The following is a 14,621-nucleotide window of genomic DNA, read 5'->3' as shown; positions in this document are numbered from 1 at the left end:
ACGGGGGACAGCGGACCGCCGTGCACGACGAGCGAGTCCGCGTTCTCGCAGGTAAAACCGAGGGGAAAGGCGGAGAAGGGGGCCTTTGCCGACCTCGTTCCATTGGCAGGCGCTTTACCCGTCCCGGTGGCGCACTGTGCAACCCTGCCGCGAAGGCACAGGCGTCCAGCAAGGAAGCCACACCGCATACCGAGGGAAGTGAAGATGACGGGCGACAGCAGCGAGGGGACGGCAGGGCGGGAGCCCCGCACGTGGGCGGTGCGCCCCACGGGCCGTCGTCGCAAGCCGCGCACCCGGCGTCGGAAGGCGTTGGTGATCGGCGCGTGCACGGTCGCGGGGGCCGTGGCACTCGGCGGTGCGGGGCTCGGGGTCGCGTACGTCAAGTTCAACGGGAACATTTCGGGCGTCGACATCAACGCGGCGCTCGGCACGGACCGTCCCGAGGACGCGCCGGGCGGGTCGATGGACATACTCGTCCTCGGCTCGGACAGCCGGGCCGGGGACAACTCCTCGTACGGGCAGGACGACGGCTCCTCGCGCTCGGACACCGCGATGATCGTCCACATCAACGAGGACCACGACCGTGCGTCCGTCGTCTCGATCCCGCGCGACACCGTCGTCAACCGGCCGACCTGCGCGGCCGAAGGCGACGCGAAGAACGAGGACGCCAAGAGGGGCGACGACGGCGAGAGCGAGCGCCAGGGGGCGCCCGCCAAGCGCGCGATGTTCAACACGGCCTATCAGGTGGGCGGTCCGGCGTGCGCGGTCAAGACGGTGGAGTCGCTGTCGGGCGTGCGCATGGACCACTACGTCGAGGTCGACTTCGACGGGTTCAAAAAGCTGATCGACACGCTCGGCGGCGTCCAGATGACGACGACCGAGTCGATCGACGACAAGGAGAGCCACCTGACGCTCCCGGCCGGCACCCACCGGCTCGACGGCGAGCAGGCGCTCGGCCTGGTGCGCACCAGGCACGGCGTCGGGGACGGGAGCGACCTGGGGCGCATCCAGCTCCAGCAGTCGTTCGTGAAGTCGCTCATCGACCAGGTCAACTCCATCGGCCTGTTCAGCAGCCCCAAGCGGCTCTACGACCTCGCCGACACCGCCACCTCCGCGCTCACCACCGACTCCGACCTCGACTCGGTCAACGACCTCTCGGGGCTGGCGAAGACGCTCAAGGGCGTCACCTCGGACGACATGCAGATGACGACGCTGCCCGTGCGGTACGACCCGACGGACGAGAACCGCGTCGTCCCGATCTCCGGCAAGACGGCTCAGGTCTGGAAGGCGCTGAAGAAGGACCGTCCGATACCGAAGTCGGCGACGAAGAACTCCGCGGGGGACGCGGCCGATGTGGACGGCGTCATAAGGGACGGCACGAAGCCGTCGAACCAGGCGGACCAGGCCGCCGACGAGCGCTGACGGCACGGGCCCGGGGGCTGTGCTCGGCGCGAGCACCCGGTTTTGGGGCACGCGGCACCAGGTGGCAAACTTGACCGCCGGTCCCGGTTCACGGGCGGCAACCCGCCTCCCGACCCGGCGCCCTCCCGGACACTAGGAGCAACCTTGAAGCGCGACATCCACCCGGAGTACGTGGAGACCCAGGTGAGCTGCACCTGCGGCAACTCCTTCACCACCCGTAGCACCATCGGCGCCGGCCAGATCCGCGCCGACATCTGCTCGGCGTGCCACCCGTTCTACACGGGCAAGCAGAAGATCCTCGACACCGGTGGCCGTGTGGCCCGCTTCGAGGCCCGCTTCGGCAAGAACGCCGGCACGGGGAAGAAGTAGCGACGCCGCAGCGCCGGTCCGCCGCCGCCCCGCACGGGTGGCGCGGCCGGCGCTCTTTTGCTGCGGTGGTCCGGTGGACCGCTCACGACCCCGGCCGCCGCACGGCCGTTCCGCTTTCTTCTCCAGACGAGGGACCACACGATGTTCGAGGCTGTCGAGGAGCTGATCGGCGAGCACAGCGACCTCGAGAAGCAGCTCGCCGACCCCGCGATCCACGCGGACCAGGCCAGGGCGAGGCGGCTCAACAAGCGGTACGCGGAGCTCACCCCGATCGTGGGCGCCTACCGCGCATGGCGGCAGACCGGCGAGGACATCGCCACCGCGCGTGAACTCGCCGCCGAGGAACCGGAGTTCGCCGACGAGGTGAAGGAGCTCCAGGCCCGCGAGGAGGAGCTCACCGAGCGCCTGCGCCTGCTTCTCGTACCGCGCGACCCCAGCGACGACAAGGACGTCATCCTGGAGATCAAGGCGGGCGAGGGCGGCGACGAGTCGGCGCTCTTCGCCGGCGACCTGCTCCGGATGTACCTGCGCTACGCCGAGCGCCGCGGTTGGAAGACCGAGCTCATCGCGTCGACCGAGTCGGACCTCGGCGGGTTCAAGGACGCCCAGGTCGCGGTGAAGACCAAGGGCGGCACCGAGCCGGGGCAGGGCGTATGGGCCCGGCTGAAGTACGAGGGCGGGGTGCACCGCGTGCAGCGGGTGCCTGCGACGGAGTCGCAGGGGCGCATCCACACCTCGGCCGCCGGTGTGCTCGTCCTCCCCGAGGCGGAGGAGGTGGACGTCGAGATCAACCAGAACGACCTGCGGATCGACGTCTACCGCTCGTCGGGACCCGGCGGTCAGTCGGTGAACACCACGGACTCGGCCGTGCGGATCACGCACGAGCCCACCGGGATCGTCGTCTCCTGCCAGAACGAGAAGAGCCAGCTCCAGAACAAGGAGCAGGCGCTGCGCATCCTCCGCGCCCGACTCCTCGCGGCCGCCCAGGAGGAGGCCGAGAAGGAGGCGTCCGACGCGCGGCGCAGCCAGGTGCGCACGGTCGACCGCTCGGAGCGGGTGCGCACGTACAACTTCCCGGAGAACCGGATCTCCGATCACCGCGTGGGGTTCAAGGCGTACAACCTCGACCAGGTGCTCGACGGTGAACTCGATCCGGTGATCCAGGCGTGCGTCGACGCGGACTCCGCGGCGAAGCTGGCGGCGGCGCAGTGAGGAAGCGTCCGGCGTCCGCCGGATGCGCGGCGGGGGAGAGCGCAGTGGGAGGGAGTGCGCGATGAACGTGCTGCTCGCCGAAGTCGCCCAGGCGACGAGGCGGTTGGCGGACGCGGGCGTGCCCTCGCCGCGGTTCGACGCGGAGGAGCTCGCCGGCTGGGTGCACGGGGTGGGCCGCGGCGAGCTGCACCGGGTCGCCGACGCCGACTTCGACGCCCGCTACTGGGAGGCCGTCGCCCGCCGGGAGGCCCGTGAGCCGCTCCAGCACATCACGGGCCGCGCGTTCTTCCGGTACCTCGAACTCGAAGTGGGCGCAGGGGTGTTCGTACCGCGACCGGAGACGGAGTCGGTCGTGGGGTGGGCGATAGACGCGGTCCGCGCGATGGACGTCGCGGAGCCGCTCGTCGTCGACCTCTGCACCGGTTCTGGCGCGATCGCCCTCGCCCTCGCGCAGGAGGTGCCCCGCTCGAGGGTGCACGCCGTCGAGCTCGACGACGGCGCGTACGACTGGGCGCGGCGGAACACCGAGGGCACCCGTGTCACGCTGCACCACGCAGACGCGTTCACCGCGCTCCCCGAACTCGACGGCCAGGTCGACCTGGTGATCTCCAACCCGCCGTACATCCCCCTCACCGAGTGGGAGTATGTAGCCCCCGAGGCCCGCGACCACGATCCGTCGCTCGCGTTGTTCTCCGGGGAGGACGGCCTGGACACGATCCGTGGCCTGGAGCGCGCGGCGCACCGTCTGCTGCGTCCCGGAGGGGTGGTGGTGGTGGAGCACGCGGACACCCAGGGCGGCCTAGTGCCGTGGATCTTCACGGAGGATCGCGGTTGGGCCGACGCCGCCGACCATCCAGACCTCAACAACCGGCCACGTTTTGCCACTGCCCGCAGGGAGGTGCCCTAGATGGCACGGCGTTACGACTGCACCGACGCGACCGACCGGAAGACCGGCCTGCGCGAGGCCGCCTCGGCGGTCCGCCGCGGCGAACTCGTCGTGCTCCCCACCGACACGGTCTACGGCATCGGCGCCGACGCGTTCAGCTCGGACGCCGTCGGCGACCTGCTGGAGGCGAAGGGGCGCGGTCGCAACATGCCGTCGCCCGTGCTCGTCGGCTCGCCCAACACGCTCCACGGCCTGGTGACCGATTTCTCCGAACTCGCGTGGGAGCTGGTGGATGCGTTCTGGCCGGGCGCACTCACTCTCGTCGCGCGCCACCAGCCGTCGCTCACCTGGGACCTCGGCGAGACGAGGGGCACCGTCGCCGTCCGGATGCCGCTCCACCCCGTGGCGATCGAACTCCTCACCGAGTTCGGGCCGATGGCCGTCTCCTCGGCGAACCTCAGCGGACACGCCTCTCCGCAGGACTGCGAGGCAGCGCAGCGCATGCTGGGCGACTCGGTCTCCGTCTACCTTGACGGCGGTCCGACACCCGATCCGGTGCCGTCCTCGATCGTGGACGTCACTCGAAGGGTGCCGAAGCTCCTGCGGGCAGGCGCGCTCAGCGAGGAGGAGCTGCGGAAGGTCGTACCGGACCTTGAGGTGAGCAATTGACGACCCCGCCCGAAGGGCGTGGCATACCGGGGCCCGGCCGGGGTTCGGGTGTCTTCCGCATTCTCCACGTCTCCACCGGCAACGTCTGCCGCTCGCCGATCACCGAGCGGCTGACGAGGCACGCCCTCCGGCTGCGGCTGGGCGCCGAGTTGAGCAGCGGCGTCGTGGTGGAGTCGGCGGGCACCTGGGGGCACGAGGGGGCGCCGATGGAGGACCACGCGGCGCAGGTGCTCCACGAACAGGGCGCCGAGACCGAGGGGTTCACCGGCCGCGAGCTCCTCGACGAGCACGTCATCCGCGCCGACCTCGTTCTCACGGCGACGCGTGACCACCGCGCGCAGGTCGTCTCCATGGGGCACTCCGCGGGGCTGCGCACCTTCACGCTCAAGGAGTTCACGCGCCTGGTGAAGGCGATAGACGCGGCCACACTGCCGCCGGCCGGCACGGCGGAGGGCGTCGTCGAGCGCTCCAGGGCGCTGGTGCAGGCCGCGGCCGCGCTCCGTGGCTGGCTCCTCGCACCGAGCCCGGACGCCGACGAGATCTACGACCCGTACGGCGCCCCCATCCCGTACTTCAGGAGCGTCGGTGAGGAGATCATCGAGGCGCTCGACCCGGTGCTGACGGCGCTGACGGGCGTCCCGCCCGAGCTGATCACCGAGTGCCGCTGAGCGTACGCGCATGCCGCTGCACGGGACGCGCGCCGTTGCGCCGGGTATGCCCGTCGGAGGGCTGCGGCCTGCGGGCGGCGCGGGAGAGGGGAACCGAGCCACGTGGTGCGGTGTCCTAAGGTGTGGGCCAGGATTCGAGCGAGACCTCTGGGGAGCCCGTGCGTGAATATCTGCTGACGCTCTGCGTCACGGCCGCGGTCACCTACCTGCTGACCGGGCCGGTGCGGAAGTTCGCCATCGCCGCCCGGGCCATGCCGGAGATCAGGGCGCGCGACGTGCACCGCGAGCCGACGCCGCGCCTCGGCGGCATCGCCATGTTCGGCGGCCTCTGCGCCGGGCTCCTCGTCGCCTCCCAACTCACCAATATCGGCGAGCTGTTCCACCTCTCGGACGAGCCGCGTGCGCTCCTCTCGGGCGCCGGGCTCATCTGGCTCATCGGCGTGCTCGACGACAAGTGGGGCGTGGACGCGCTGGTGAAGCTCGGCGGCCAGATGATCGCTGCCGGCGTCATGGTCCTCCAGGGCCTCACCATCCTGTGGCTCCCCGTGCCCGGCGTCGGCAACGTCGCGCTCACGCCGCTCCAGGGCACGCTGCTCACCGTCGCGTTGGTGGTCGTGACGATCAACGCGGTCAACTTCGTCGACGGTCTCGACGGACTCGCGGCCGGCATGGTCTGCATCGCTGCGGCGGCGTTCTTCATGTACGCCTACCGGATCTGGTACGGCTACGGCATCGAGGCGGCGGCGCCCGCGACGCTCTTCGCCGCGGTGCTCATGGGCATGTGCCTCGGCTTCCTGCCGCACAACATGCACCCGGCGCGGATCTTCATGGGCGACTCGGGATCGATGCTGATCGGGCTGGTGTTGGCGGCCGGTGCCGTCTCCATCACGGGCCAGGTCGACCCCGACCTGCTCGTGGAGGAGTCCGGCGGCTCGATGAAGGACGCGGTCCACACGATGGTGCCGCTCTACATCCCGCTGGTGCTGCCTCTGACGATCATCGCCATCCCCTTCGCGGACCTGGTGCTGGCGATCGTCCGCCGTACCTGGAGCGGCCGTTCGCCGTTCGCCGCCGACCGCGGCCACCTGCACCACCGGCTCCTGGAGATCGGGCACTCGCACAGCCGCGCGGTCCTCATCATGTACTTCTGGGCGGCGCTGATCGCCTTCGGCACCGTGGCGTTCTCGGTGCGCTCGTCGAGCCTCGCGATCGTCCTCGCCGTCGTGGTGCTGTGCGCCTTCGGGCTCGGTGCGCTGCTCTTCCCGAGGTTCCGGCCGAGCGTGCCGCACTGGGCGTACGCGCTCGTGCCTCCGCGGTACCGGAGGCCATCCGACGTACGCGGTACGGGAGTTGAGGGCCCGCACGGCCCGGAGGGGGCGGTCGGACGGCCCGGCGGGGAGGCGGCGGGGGATTCCGCGGACGGCCTCGCAACAGGCGCCTCACGCCGCACACACGGCACACAGGGCGCGGACGACGGAGAGGCCGAGGCGGGGCAGGGGCGCGAGGAGGCCGAGCGCGAGCCGGCGTTCGCCGTACCCCACGGCGCCACCGCCAGCGGTGAGCGCCGAACTCCGTTCCTGCGCCGCTCTTCAGGAAGCAGGAAGTAGCGCGGCGAGTGCCTGTGGCTCCACCCTGCGTGAGTGGGAGGCGAGTTCGGGGGTGCGGGAGGATGCACACAACGAACTCTGTGTATGTGACAGGCAGCACAGGGGGCGGGTAAAGACCTCATCAAATAGTTTGTGATACCGTTCACGAACCCCGGTGACCGGTCGATGTGTCCTCGTGCAAATGCTGAACGGCGGCCCGTCGGCGCGGTGTTGATCAGTAACGGCCTTCATCGACCGGGGTGCCGCTCGTCAACGACGACAACCCCCCAAGACCTCCGGAGCAAGCCCCATGCAGTCGCCCGACGCCCGCATGCTGCTGCACTGCGCCGTCCCGACCGCTCTCGCGGGTGCCGCGGGTGCGGTGGTCAGCGGTGTACTTGCAGGCGGCAAAGGAGCAATCGGTGCGGCCGTCGGAGCGTTCGTGGTGATCCTCTTCATGGGGATCGGCCAGATCGTTCTCCAGCGGACCGCCAAGTCCTTTCCGCACCTCTTCCAGGCCATGGGCCTGATGCTGTACACGACGCAGATCCTGCTGCTCGCGGTCGTGTTGGCGGTCTTCAAGAACACCACGCTCTTCGACACCAAGGCGTTCGCCTTCACGCTGCTCGGTGCCACCGTGGTCTGGGTCGTCTGCCAGGCCGTCTCGCACTCGAAGGCCAAGATCCTTTATGTCGAGCCCGATTCGTCCGAGACCGGCAAGCAGGTGGCCTCGGGGGCGAGTTCGTGACGCGGGGCAGACGTAGGGGCGGAATAAGCGCTCGTTCGAGCAACTGCTATCGTCCTTTGCCAACTGCGGCGCAGCAGGTGCGGGTGGTCGAGCAGGCAGGTTCCCGGCGACGGAACGGCCCGCGCCCCTCGCGAACCGTCCGCCGCCCCCACATCCGTAACACCAGTCCAGTGCCGCCCCGCGGCCCCGCGCCGCGCCGACACATCGAGGTAGCCGTATCCATGCGCCATGCAGAAGGAGCTCGCGGTGAGTGCTGACCAGATGCTCGCCTTCGAGACCGATTGCCACATCTTCGACGGTTGCGGCTTCCCGGCTCCGGGGCTCCACTCTTTCGTCTTCGAGCCGCTCCTCACGGTCGGCGGCTTCGAGTTCAACAAGCCCATGCTGCTCGCCCTCGTGGGCACCCTGGCGATCGTCTGGTTCTTCTGGGCCGCCTTCAACAAGCCGCAGCTCGTGCCGGGCAAGCTCCAGATGGTCGGCGAGGCCGGCTACGACTTCGTCCGGAGGGGCGTGGTCTACGAGAACCTCGGAAAGCGCGAGGGTGAGAAGTACGTCCCGTTCGTGGTGGCGTTGTTCTTCTTCGTCTGGGTCATGAACCTCTGGTCCGTGATCCCGCTCGCCCAGTTCCCGGTCACCTCGATCATCGCCTATCCGATGGTGCTCGCGCTGATCGTCTACGTGACCTGGGTCAGCCTGACGTTCAAGCGTCACGGATTCGTCGGCGCCTTCAAGAACTTCACCGGCTACGACAAGTCGCTGGGCCCCGTGCTGCCGCTGGCGATGCTCATCGAGTTCTTCTCGAACCTGCTCGTGCGGCCTTTCACCCACGCCGTCCGACTCTTCGCCAACATGTTCGCGGGACACCTGCTGATCGTGATGTTCACGATCGCGAGCTGGTACCTGCTGAACGGCATCGGTATCGCGTACGCCGCGGTCTCCTTCGTGATGACCATTGCGATGGTCGCTTTCGAGCTCTTCATCCAGGCGATCCAGGCGTATGTCTTCGTCCTCCTGACCTGCAACTACATCCAGGGCGCGCTCGCCGAGAACCACTGAGCACCGCCCGGTTCCCCGGCTCAGGCCAACCGGTGGCCAACCCCCACCGGCCCGCATGAAAAGAAGGAAGAAACAGCATGTCCGCTACGCAGACTTTTCTCGCCGAAGGTGTTTCCGGCTCCCTCGGTTCGGTCGGCTACGGTCTCGCCGCCATCGGTCCGGGCGTCGGCGTCGGCATCGTCTTCGGTAACGGCACCCAGGCGCTCGCCCGTCAGCCCGAGGCGGCCGGCCTCATCCGCCAGAACCAGATCCTCGGCTTCGCCTTCTGTGAGGCGCTCGCCCTCATCGGCATCGTCATGCCGTTCGTGTACGGGCAGTGATTGAGCCCTACGCACCACTCTGTCGACGAAAGGCACTGATGTGAACGCCCTGGTTCAGCTGGCGGCCGAGGAGGAGCAGAACCCCCTCATCCCGCCGATTCCAGAGCTCGTCATCGGCCTGCTCGCTTTCGCCATCGTCTTCTTCTTCCTCTGGAAGAAGCTCCTCCCGAACATCAACAAGGTTCTGGACGAGCGCCGTGAGGCCATCGAGGGCGGCATCGAGAAGGCCGAGGCGGCCCAGCAAGAAGCGAACGACGTCCTCCAGCAGTACAAGGACCAGCTCGCGGAGGCCCGCCACGAGGCCGCTCGCCTGCGCTCCGAGGCGCAGGAGCAGGGTGCGACGCTCATCGCCGAGATGCGTGCCGAAGGCCAGCGGCAGCGCGACGAGATCGTCGCAGCCGGCCACACCCAGATCGAGGCGGACCGCAAGCAGGCCGCCCAGGCGCTGCGCCAGGACGTCGGCAAGCTCGCGACCGAGCTCGCCGGCAAGCTGGTCGGCGAGTCCCTCGAGGACCACGCCAGGCAGAGCCGCACGATCGACCGGTTCCTCGACGACCTCGAGGAGAAGGCCGAGGCAGGCCGATGAACGGAGCGAGCCGTGAGGCGGCGGCAGCCGCACGCGAGAACCTGCAGGCGCTCACCGACGGCACGTCGGCCGACGCCAGGTCTCTCGCCGACGAGCTCGCCGCCGTGACAGCCCTGTTGGAGCGCGAGGTCGGGCTCAGGCGAGCCCTCACCGACCCCTCGCAGGACGGTGAGGCCAAGGCGGGACTCGTCAGGCGCGTCCTCGGTGACAAGGTGAGCGGCGAGGTCGTCGACCTCGCCGCGGGCATGGTGCGGTCGCGTTGGTCGGTCTCGCGCGACTTCGTCGACACCGTCGAGGAACTCGCCGACTCCGCCGACCTCATCGCAGCCGAGCGTGACGGCTCCCTCGACAGCGTCGAGGACGAGCTCTTCCGCTTCGGCCGCATCCTGAGCGCGGAGCCGCGGCTGCGGGCCGCGCTCTCCCGGGAGTCCGGCGGCGAGGCCAAGGCCGAGCTGGTGCACCGGCTGCTCGGGGGCCGGGCCGAGCCCGTCACCGAGCGTCTGGTCGTCAGGCTCGTCACCGAGTCGCGAGGACGTAGCCTTGAGGGCGGACTCGAAGGTCTGTCCAAGCTGGCGGCCGAGCGGCGCAACCGGTCGGTCGCCGTGGTGACCTCCGCCGTCCCGCTCAGCGACCAGCAGAAGCAGCGCCTCGGCGCCGCACTCGCGAAGCTGTACGGACGCGAGGTCCACCTCAACCTCGACGTCGACCCGACGATCCTCGGCGGGATCTCGGTCCGGGTCGGGGACGAGGTCATCGACGGCTCCCTCGCGGAGCGCGTCGGGGAGGCGGAACGGCGGATGGCCGGCTGACGTCCCCGGGGCGATCGGCCGCAGGCCGGTCGCCGGGGAGGCGGAGGCCGCGCGGCTTCGGACGCCCACCACGGGTCGCTGCCGACGCCCCAGGGCAGCAGGCAGCACCTCGGCGCCGCAGGCGCCACACCAACTCAACAAGCACGACAGCGGCCCGAGTTGGGCCGTACAGGGGATCTCCTGGGGAAGCTCAGGTGAGCGTCGCCGAAGCGGCGGCCCCAGGCCCGAAGTGACTTACGGTCCCAACAAGGAGAGCAGGGAACCCAGATGGCGGAGCTCACGATCCGGCCGGATGAGATCCGGGACGCGCTGGAGAACTTTGTCCAGTCGTACACACCGGACGCGGCCTCGCGCGAAGAGGTCGGTACGGTCAGCGTTGCCGGCGACGGCATTGCAAGGGTCGAGGGGCTCCCCTCGGCCATGGCGAACGAGCTGCTGAAGTTCGAGGACGGCACCCTCGGCCTCGCCCTCAACCTCGACGAGCGCGAGGTCGGCACGGTCGTGCTGGGTGAGTTCAGCGGCATCGAGGAGGGCCAGTCGGTGTACCGCACCGGCGAGGTGCTCTCCGTCCCGGTCGGCGACGGCTACCTCGGCCGCGTCGTCGACCCGCTGGGCGCCCCGATCGACGGCCTCGGCGAGATCGAGACCGAGGGCCGCCGCGCCCTCGAACTGCAGGCCCCCACGGTGATGCAGCGCAAGTCGGTCCACGAGCCGATGGAGACCGGCTACAAGGCGGTCGACACGATGACGCCGGTCGGCCGCGGCCAGCGCCAGCTCGTCATCGGCGACCGCCAGACCGGCAAGACCGCGCTCTGCGTCGACACGATCATCAACCAGCGCGAGAACTGGCGCTCGGGCGACCCCGAGAAGCAGGTGCGCTGCATCTACGTCGCGGTCGGCCAGAAGGGCTCCACGATCGCCTCGGTGCGCGGCTCCCTGGAGGAGGCCGGTGCGCTGGAGTACACGACGATCGTGGCCGCTCCCGCCTCCGACCCGGCCGGCTTCAAGTACATCGCCCCGTACACCGGTTCGGCGATCGGCCAGCACTGGATGTACCAGGGCAAGCACGTCCTCGTCGTCTTCGACGACCTCACCAAGCAGGCCGACGCCTACCGTGCGGTCTCGCTGCTGCTCCGCCGTCCGCCGGGCCGCGAGGCCTACCCGGGCGACGTCTTCTACTTGCACTCGCGGCTGCTGGAGCGCTGCGCGAAGCTCTCCGACGACATGGGTGCCGGTTCGATGACGGGTCTCCCGATCGTCGAGACGAAGGCGAACGACGTCTCGGCGTTCATTCCGACCAACGTCATCTCCATCACCGACGGCCAGTGCTTCCTGGAGTCCGACCTCTTCAACGCCGGCCAGCGCCCCGCGCTCAACGTCGGCATCTCGGTCTCCCGTGTGGGTGGTTCGGCCCAGCACAAGGCGATCAAGCAGATCACGGGTTCGCTCCGCGTCGACCTGGCGCAGTACCGCGAGCTGGAGTCCTTCGCGGCCTTCGGCTCCGACCTCGACGCCGCGTCGAAGCAGGCGCTGGAGCGCGGTAAGCGCATGACCGAGCTGCTCAAGCAGCCGCAGTACGCGCCGTTCTCCACCGAGGACCAGATCGTCTCCGTCTGGTCCGGCACCAAGGGCAAGATGGACGACGTGCCGGTCGAGGACGTCAAGCGCTTCGAGACCGAGCTGCTGGAGTACATGCACCGCACGCAGAAGGGTCTGCTCACGAGCATCGTCGAGGGCGGCAAGATGTCCGACGACACACTCACGGCCCTCGGCGACGCGGTCGACGAGTTCAGGAAGCAGTTCGAGACCTCGGACGGCAAGCTCCTGGGCGAGGACTGAGCATGGGGTCCCAGCTCAAGGTCTACAAGAGCCGGATCAAGTCCGTCTCTGCGACCAAGAAGATCACCAAGGCGATGGAGATGATCGCTGCCTCGCGCATCGTCAAGGCGCAGCGCAAGGTGGCGGCCTCCGAGCCGTACGCGAAGGAGCTCACCCGCGCGGTGAGCGCCGTCGCGCAGGGCTCCGGTGTCCAGCACTGGCTGACGACCGAGGTGGAGCGCCCGACCCGGGCCGCGGTCCTGCTGATCACCAGCGACCGCGGGCTCGCGGGCGGCTACAACTCCAACGCCATCAAGGCCGCCGAGCAGCTCACCAACCGGCTGATCGGTGAGGGCAAGGAGGTCGTCAACCACATCGTCGGCTCCAAGGGCGCGGCCTACTACGGGTTCCGCGACCGGCCGGTGGAGCGGTCCTGGACGGGCTTCACCGACGAGCCGTCGTACGCCGACGCCAAGGCGGTCGCCGAGCCGCTGATCGAGGCGATCAAGGCGGAGACCGCCGCGCAGGGCGGGGTCGACGAACTCCACATCGTCTACACCGAGTTCGTCTCGATGATGACGCAGACGGCGATCGAGAGCCGGATGCTGCCGCTCACCTTCGAGAAGAGCGCGGAGGAGTCGGCGGAGGTCCTCAAGTCGGCCCTCAAGAACGGCCCCGAGGTCCTGCCGCTCTACGACTTCGAGCCGTCGCCCGAGGAGGTGCTCGACGCGCTGCTCCCGCGGTACGTCGAGAGCCGGGTCTACAACGCGCTGCTCCAGGCGGCCGCCTCGAAGCACGCGGCGACCCGTCGGGCGATGAAGGCGGCGACCGACAACGCCGACGACCTCATCAAGTCCCTCACACGGCTTGCCAACGCGGCCCGGCAGGCCGACATCACCCAGGAAATCAGCGAGATCGTCGGTGGCGCGGGCGCGCTCGCTGACGCGAACGCGGGGAGTGAATAACCATGACCACCGCTGTAGAGCAGACGGCCCCGGAAGCGGGCACGGCCGCCGGCCGGGTCGCCCGCGTCATCGGGCCCGTCGTCGACGTGGAGTTCCCCGTCGACGCGATGCCCGACATCTACAACGCCCTCACCGTCGACATCGCCGACCCGGCCGAGGACGGCAAGTCGAAGACCCTGACGCTGGAGGTCGCGCAGCACCTCGGCGAGGGCCTGGTCCGCGCGATCGGCATGGAGCCGACCGACGGCCTCGTCCGCCAGGCGCCGGTCACCGACACCGGCGAGGGCATCACCGTTCCCGTGGGCGACGTGACCAAGGGCCGCGTCTTCAACACCCTCGGGCGCATCCTCAACGAGCCCGAGGCCGAGTCGGAGGTCACCGAGCGGTGGGCGATCCACCGCAAGGCCCCCGCGTTCGACCAACTCGAGTCGAAGACCGAGATGTTCGAGACCGGGCTGAAGGTCGTCGACCTGCTGACCCCGTACGTCAAGGGCGGCAAGATCGGCCTCTTCGGCGGTGCGGGCGTCGGCAAGACCGTCCTCATCCAGGAAATGATCATGCGTGTGGCCAAGCTGCACGAGGGCGTTTCCGTCTTCGCCGGCGTCGGCGAGCGCACCCGTGAGGGCAACGACCTCATCGAGGAGATGGCCGAGTCCGGCGTGCTACCGCAGACCGCGCTCGTCTTCGGGCAGATGGACGAGCCGCCGGGGACCCGTCTCCGCGTCGCGCTCGCGGGTCTGACCATGGCGGAGTACTTCCGCGATGTGCAGAAGCAGGACGTGCTGTTCTTCATCGACAACATCTTCCGCTTCACGCAGGCCGGTTCCGAGGTCTCCACCCTGCTCGGCCGGATGCCCTCCGCTGTGGGCTACCAGCCGAACCTGGCGGACGAGATGGGTGTGCTCCAGGAGCGCATCACCTCGACCCGCGGCCACTCGATCACCTCGATGCAGGCGATCTACGTGCCCGCGGACGACCTCACCGACCCGGCGCCCGCGACCACGTTCGCGCACCTCGACGCCACCACGGTCCTCTCGCGCCCGATTTCGGAGAAGGGCATCTACCCCGCGGTGGACCCGCTCGACTCCACCTCGCGCATCCTGGACCCGCGCTTCATCTCGCAGGAGCACTACGACACCGCGCAGCGGGTCAAGGGCATCCTGCAGAAGTACAAGGACCTCCAGGACATCATCTCGATCCTCGGTATGGACGAGCTGAGCGAGGAGGACAAGCTCACCGTCAGCCGCGCCCGCCGGATCGAGCGCTTCCTGTCGCAGAACACCCACGCGGCGAAGCAGTTTACCGGTCTCGACGGTTCGGACGTGCCGCTCGACGAATCGATCGCCGCGTTCAACGCGATCGCGGACGGCGACTTCGACCACTACCCCGAGCAGGCGTTCTTCATGTGCGGTGGCCTGGACGACCTCAAGGCCAAGGCCAAGGAGCTCGGCGTCAGCTGACGTTGCTCCGCGGGGGCGGGTGCACTTCCCGCCCCCGTATCCGCACC

At 69.3% G+C, this 14,621-nt stretch carries 15 protein-coding genes; all 15 read left to right on the top strand.

Features of this window, described 5'->3' with window-relative positions; translation table 11 throughout:
- Positions 1 to 204 precede the first annotated feature (204 nt).
- The 15 genes from F603_RS0105370 (at position 205) to atpD (ending at position 14,574) form a co-directional block, all read left to right on the top strand.
- On the top strand, positions 205 to 1,422 hold the full coding sequence (locus tag F603_RS0105370; protein WP_211231019.1) for an LCP family protein: 1,218 nt from the start codon (positions 205 to 207) through the stop codon (positions 1,420 to 1,422).
- Positions 1,423 to 1,566: 144 nt separating this feature from the next.
- Entirely contained in the window at positions 1,567 to 1,791 is a 225-nt protein-coding gene (gene rpmE / locus F603_RS0105365; protein ID WP_016907396.1) for a 50S ribosomal protein L31, read from the top strand.
- 141 nt (positions 1,792 to 1,932) lie between these two features.
- Complete coding sequence (gene prfA / locus F603_RS0105360; RefSeq protein WP_019544988.1) at positions 1,933 to 3,003, top strand: peptide chain release factor 1; 1,071 nt, start codon at positions 1,933 to 1,935, stop codon at positions 3,001 to 3,003.
- A gap of 61 nt (positions 3,004 to 3,064) precedes the next feature.
- Positions 3,065 to 3,910, top strand: a complete 846-nt coding sequence (gene prmC, locus F603_RS0105355) for a peptide chain release factor N(5)-glutamine methyltransferase (protein WP_019544987.1) — start codon at positions 3,065 to 3,067, stop codon at positions 3,908 to 3,910.
- Positions 3,911 to 4,558 (top strand): L-threonylcarbamoyladenylate synthase, encoded by a 648-nt coding sequence (locus F603_RS0105350; protein WP_016907393.1) that lies wholly within the window; start codon positions 3,911 to 3,913, stop codon positions 4,556 to 4,558. It abuts the gene before it with no gap.
- On the top strand, positions 4,555 to 5,226 hold the full coding sequence (locus F603_RS0105345; RefSeq protein WP_019544986.1) for an arsenate reductase/protein-tyrosine-phosphatase family protein: 672 nt from the start codon (positions 4,555 to 4,557) through the stop codon (positions 5,224 to 5,226). Before F603_RS0105350 ends, F603_RS0105345 begins: the two co-directional genes overlap by 4 nt.
- Before the next feature lie 158 nt (positions 5,227 to 5,384).
- Complete coding sequence (locus F603_RS0105340) at positions 5,385 to 6,833, top strand: MraY family glycosyltransferase (protein WP_019544985.1); 1,449 nt, start codon at positions 5,385 to 5,387, stop codon at positions 6,831 to 6,833.
- Positions 6,834 to 7,122: 289 nt separating this feature from the next.
- Positions 7,123 to 7,560: a Cg1360 family ATP-synthase-associated protein gene (locus F603_RS0105335; protein WP_019544984.1), complete on the top strand. Its 438-nt coding sequence runs from the start codon at positions 7,123 to 7,125 to the stop codon at positions 7,558 to 7,560.
- A gap of 228 nt (positions 7,561 to 7,788) precedes the next feature.
- Positions 7,789 to 8,616, top strand: a complete 828-nt coding sequence (gene atpB, locus F603_RS0105330) for a F0F1 ATP synthase subunit A (RefSeq protein WP_019544983.1) — start codon at positions 7,789 to 7,791, stop codon at positions 8,614 to 8,616.
- Between the two features lie 77 nt (positions 8,617 to 8,693).
- Positions 8,694 to 8,936, top strand: a complete 243-nt coding sequence (atpE, locus tag F603_RS0105325; protein WP_019544982.1) for an ATP synthase F0 subunit C — start codon at positions 8,694 to 8,696, stop codon at positions 8,934 to 8,936.
- A gap of 40 nt (positions 8,937 to 8,976) precedes the next feature.
- Positions 8,977 to 9,522 carry a F0F1 ATP synthase subunit B gene (locus F603_RS0105320; protein ID WP_019544981.1) on the top strand — a complete coding sequence of 182 codons (546 nt, stop codon included), beginning with the start codon at positions 8,977 to 8,979 and terminating at the stop codon, positions 9,520 to 9,522.
- Positions 9,519 to 10,331, top strand: a complete 813-nt coding sequence (locus tag F603_RS0105315; RefSeq protein WP_019544980.1) for a F0F1 ATP synthase subunit delta — start codon at positions 9,519 to 9,521, stop codon at positions 10,329 to 10,331. Before F603_RS0105320 ends, F603_RS0105315 begins: the two co-directional genes overlap by 4 nt.
- A gap of 267 nt (positions 10,332 to 10,598) precedes the next feature.
- Complete coding sequence (gene atpA, locus F603_RS0105310; RefSeq protein ID WP_019544979.1) at positions 10,599 to 12,170, top strand: F0F1 ATP synthase subunit alpha; 1,572 nt, start codon at positions 10,599 to 10,601, stop codon at positions 12,168 to 12,170.
- Positions 12,171 to 12,172: 2 nt separating this feature from the next.
- Positions 12,173 to 13,114, top strand: coding sequence for a F0F1 ATP synthase subunit gamma (locus F603_RS0105305; protein ID WP_019544978.1), 942 nt, complete (start codon positions 12,173 to 12,175; stop codon positions 13,112 to 13,114).
- 2 nt (positions 13,115 to 13,116) lie between these two features.
- Positions 13,117 to 14,574 carry a F0F1 ATP synthase subunit beta gene (atpD, locus tag F603_RS0105300; RefSeq protein WP_016907383.1) on the top strand — a complete coding sequence of 486 codons (1,458 nt, stop codon included), beginning with the start codon at positions 13,117 to 13,119 and terminating at the stop codon, positions 14,572 to 14,574.
- Positions 14,575 to 14,621: the final 47 nt, after the last annotated feature.

The sequence above is a fragment of the Streptomyces sulphureus DSM 40104 genome, from assembly GCF_000381025.1.
In the GTDB taxonomy this organism is placed as follows: Bacteria; Actinomycetota; Actinomycetes; order Streptomycetales; family Streptomycetaceae; genus Streptomyces; species Streptomyces sulphureus.
Note: the sequence above shows the minus strand (reverse complement) of the source record. Positions and strands in the feature narration are given on the sequence as shown.

Excerpts from the sequence above, each read along its gene's own strand:
- F603_RS0105370 (WP_211231019.1), top strand. The coding sequence starts at position 205 with ATGACGGGCGACAGCAGCGAGGGGACGGCAGGGCGGGAGCCCCGCACG.
- prfA (WP_019544988.1), top strand. The coding sequence starts at position 1,933 with ATGTTCGAGGCTGTCGAGGAGCTGATCGGCGAGCACAGCGACCTCGAG.
- prmC (WP_019544987.1), top strand. The coding sequence starts at position 3,065 with ATGAACGTGCTGCTCGCCGAAGTCGCCCAGGCGACGAGGCGGTTGGCG.
- F603_RS0105350 (WP_016907393.1), top strand. The coding sequence starts at position 3,911 with ATGGCACGGCGTTACGACTGCACCGACGCGACCGACCGGAAGACCGGC.
- F603_RS0105335 (WP_019544984.1), top strand. The coding sequence starts at position 7,123 with ATGCAGTCGCCCGACGCCCGCATGCTGCTGCACTGCGCCGTCCCGACC.
- atpB (WP_019544983.1), top strand. The coding sequence starts at position 7,789 with ATGCAGAAGGAGCTCGCGGTGAGTGCTGACCAGATGCTCGCCTTCGAG.
- atpE (WP_019544982.1), top strand. The coding sequence starts at position 8,694 with ATGTCCGCTACGCAGACTTTTCTCGCCGAAGGTGTTTCCGGCTCCCTC.
- F603_RS0105315 (WP_019544980.1), top strand. The coding sequence starts at position 9,519 with ATGAACGGAGCGAGCCGTGAGGCGGCGGCAGCCGCACGCGAGAACCTG.
- atpA (WP_019544979.1), top strand. The coding sequence starts at position 10,599 with ATGGCGGAGCTCACGATCCGGCCGGATGAGATCCGGGACGCGCTGGAG.
- F603_RS0105305 (WP_019544978.1), top strand. The coding sequence starts at position 12,173 with ATGGGGTCCCAGCTCAAGGTCTACAAGAGCCGGATCAAGTCCGTCTCT.
- atpD (WP_016907383.1), top strand. The coding sequence starts at position 13,117 with ATGACCACCGCTGTAGAGCAGACGGCCCCGGAAGCGGGCACGGCCGCC.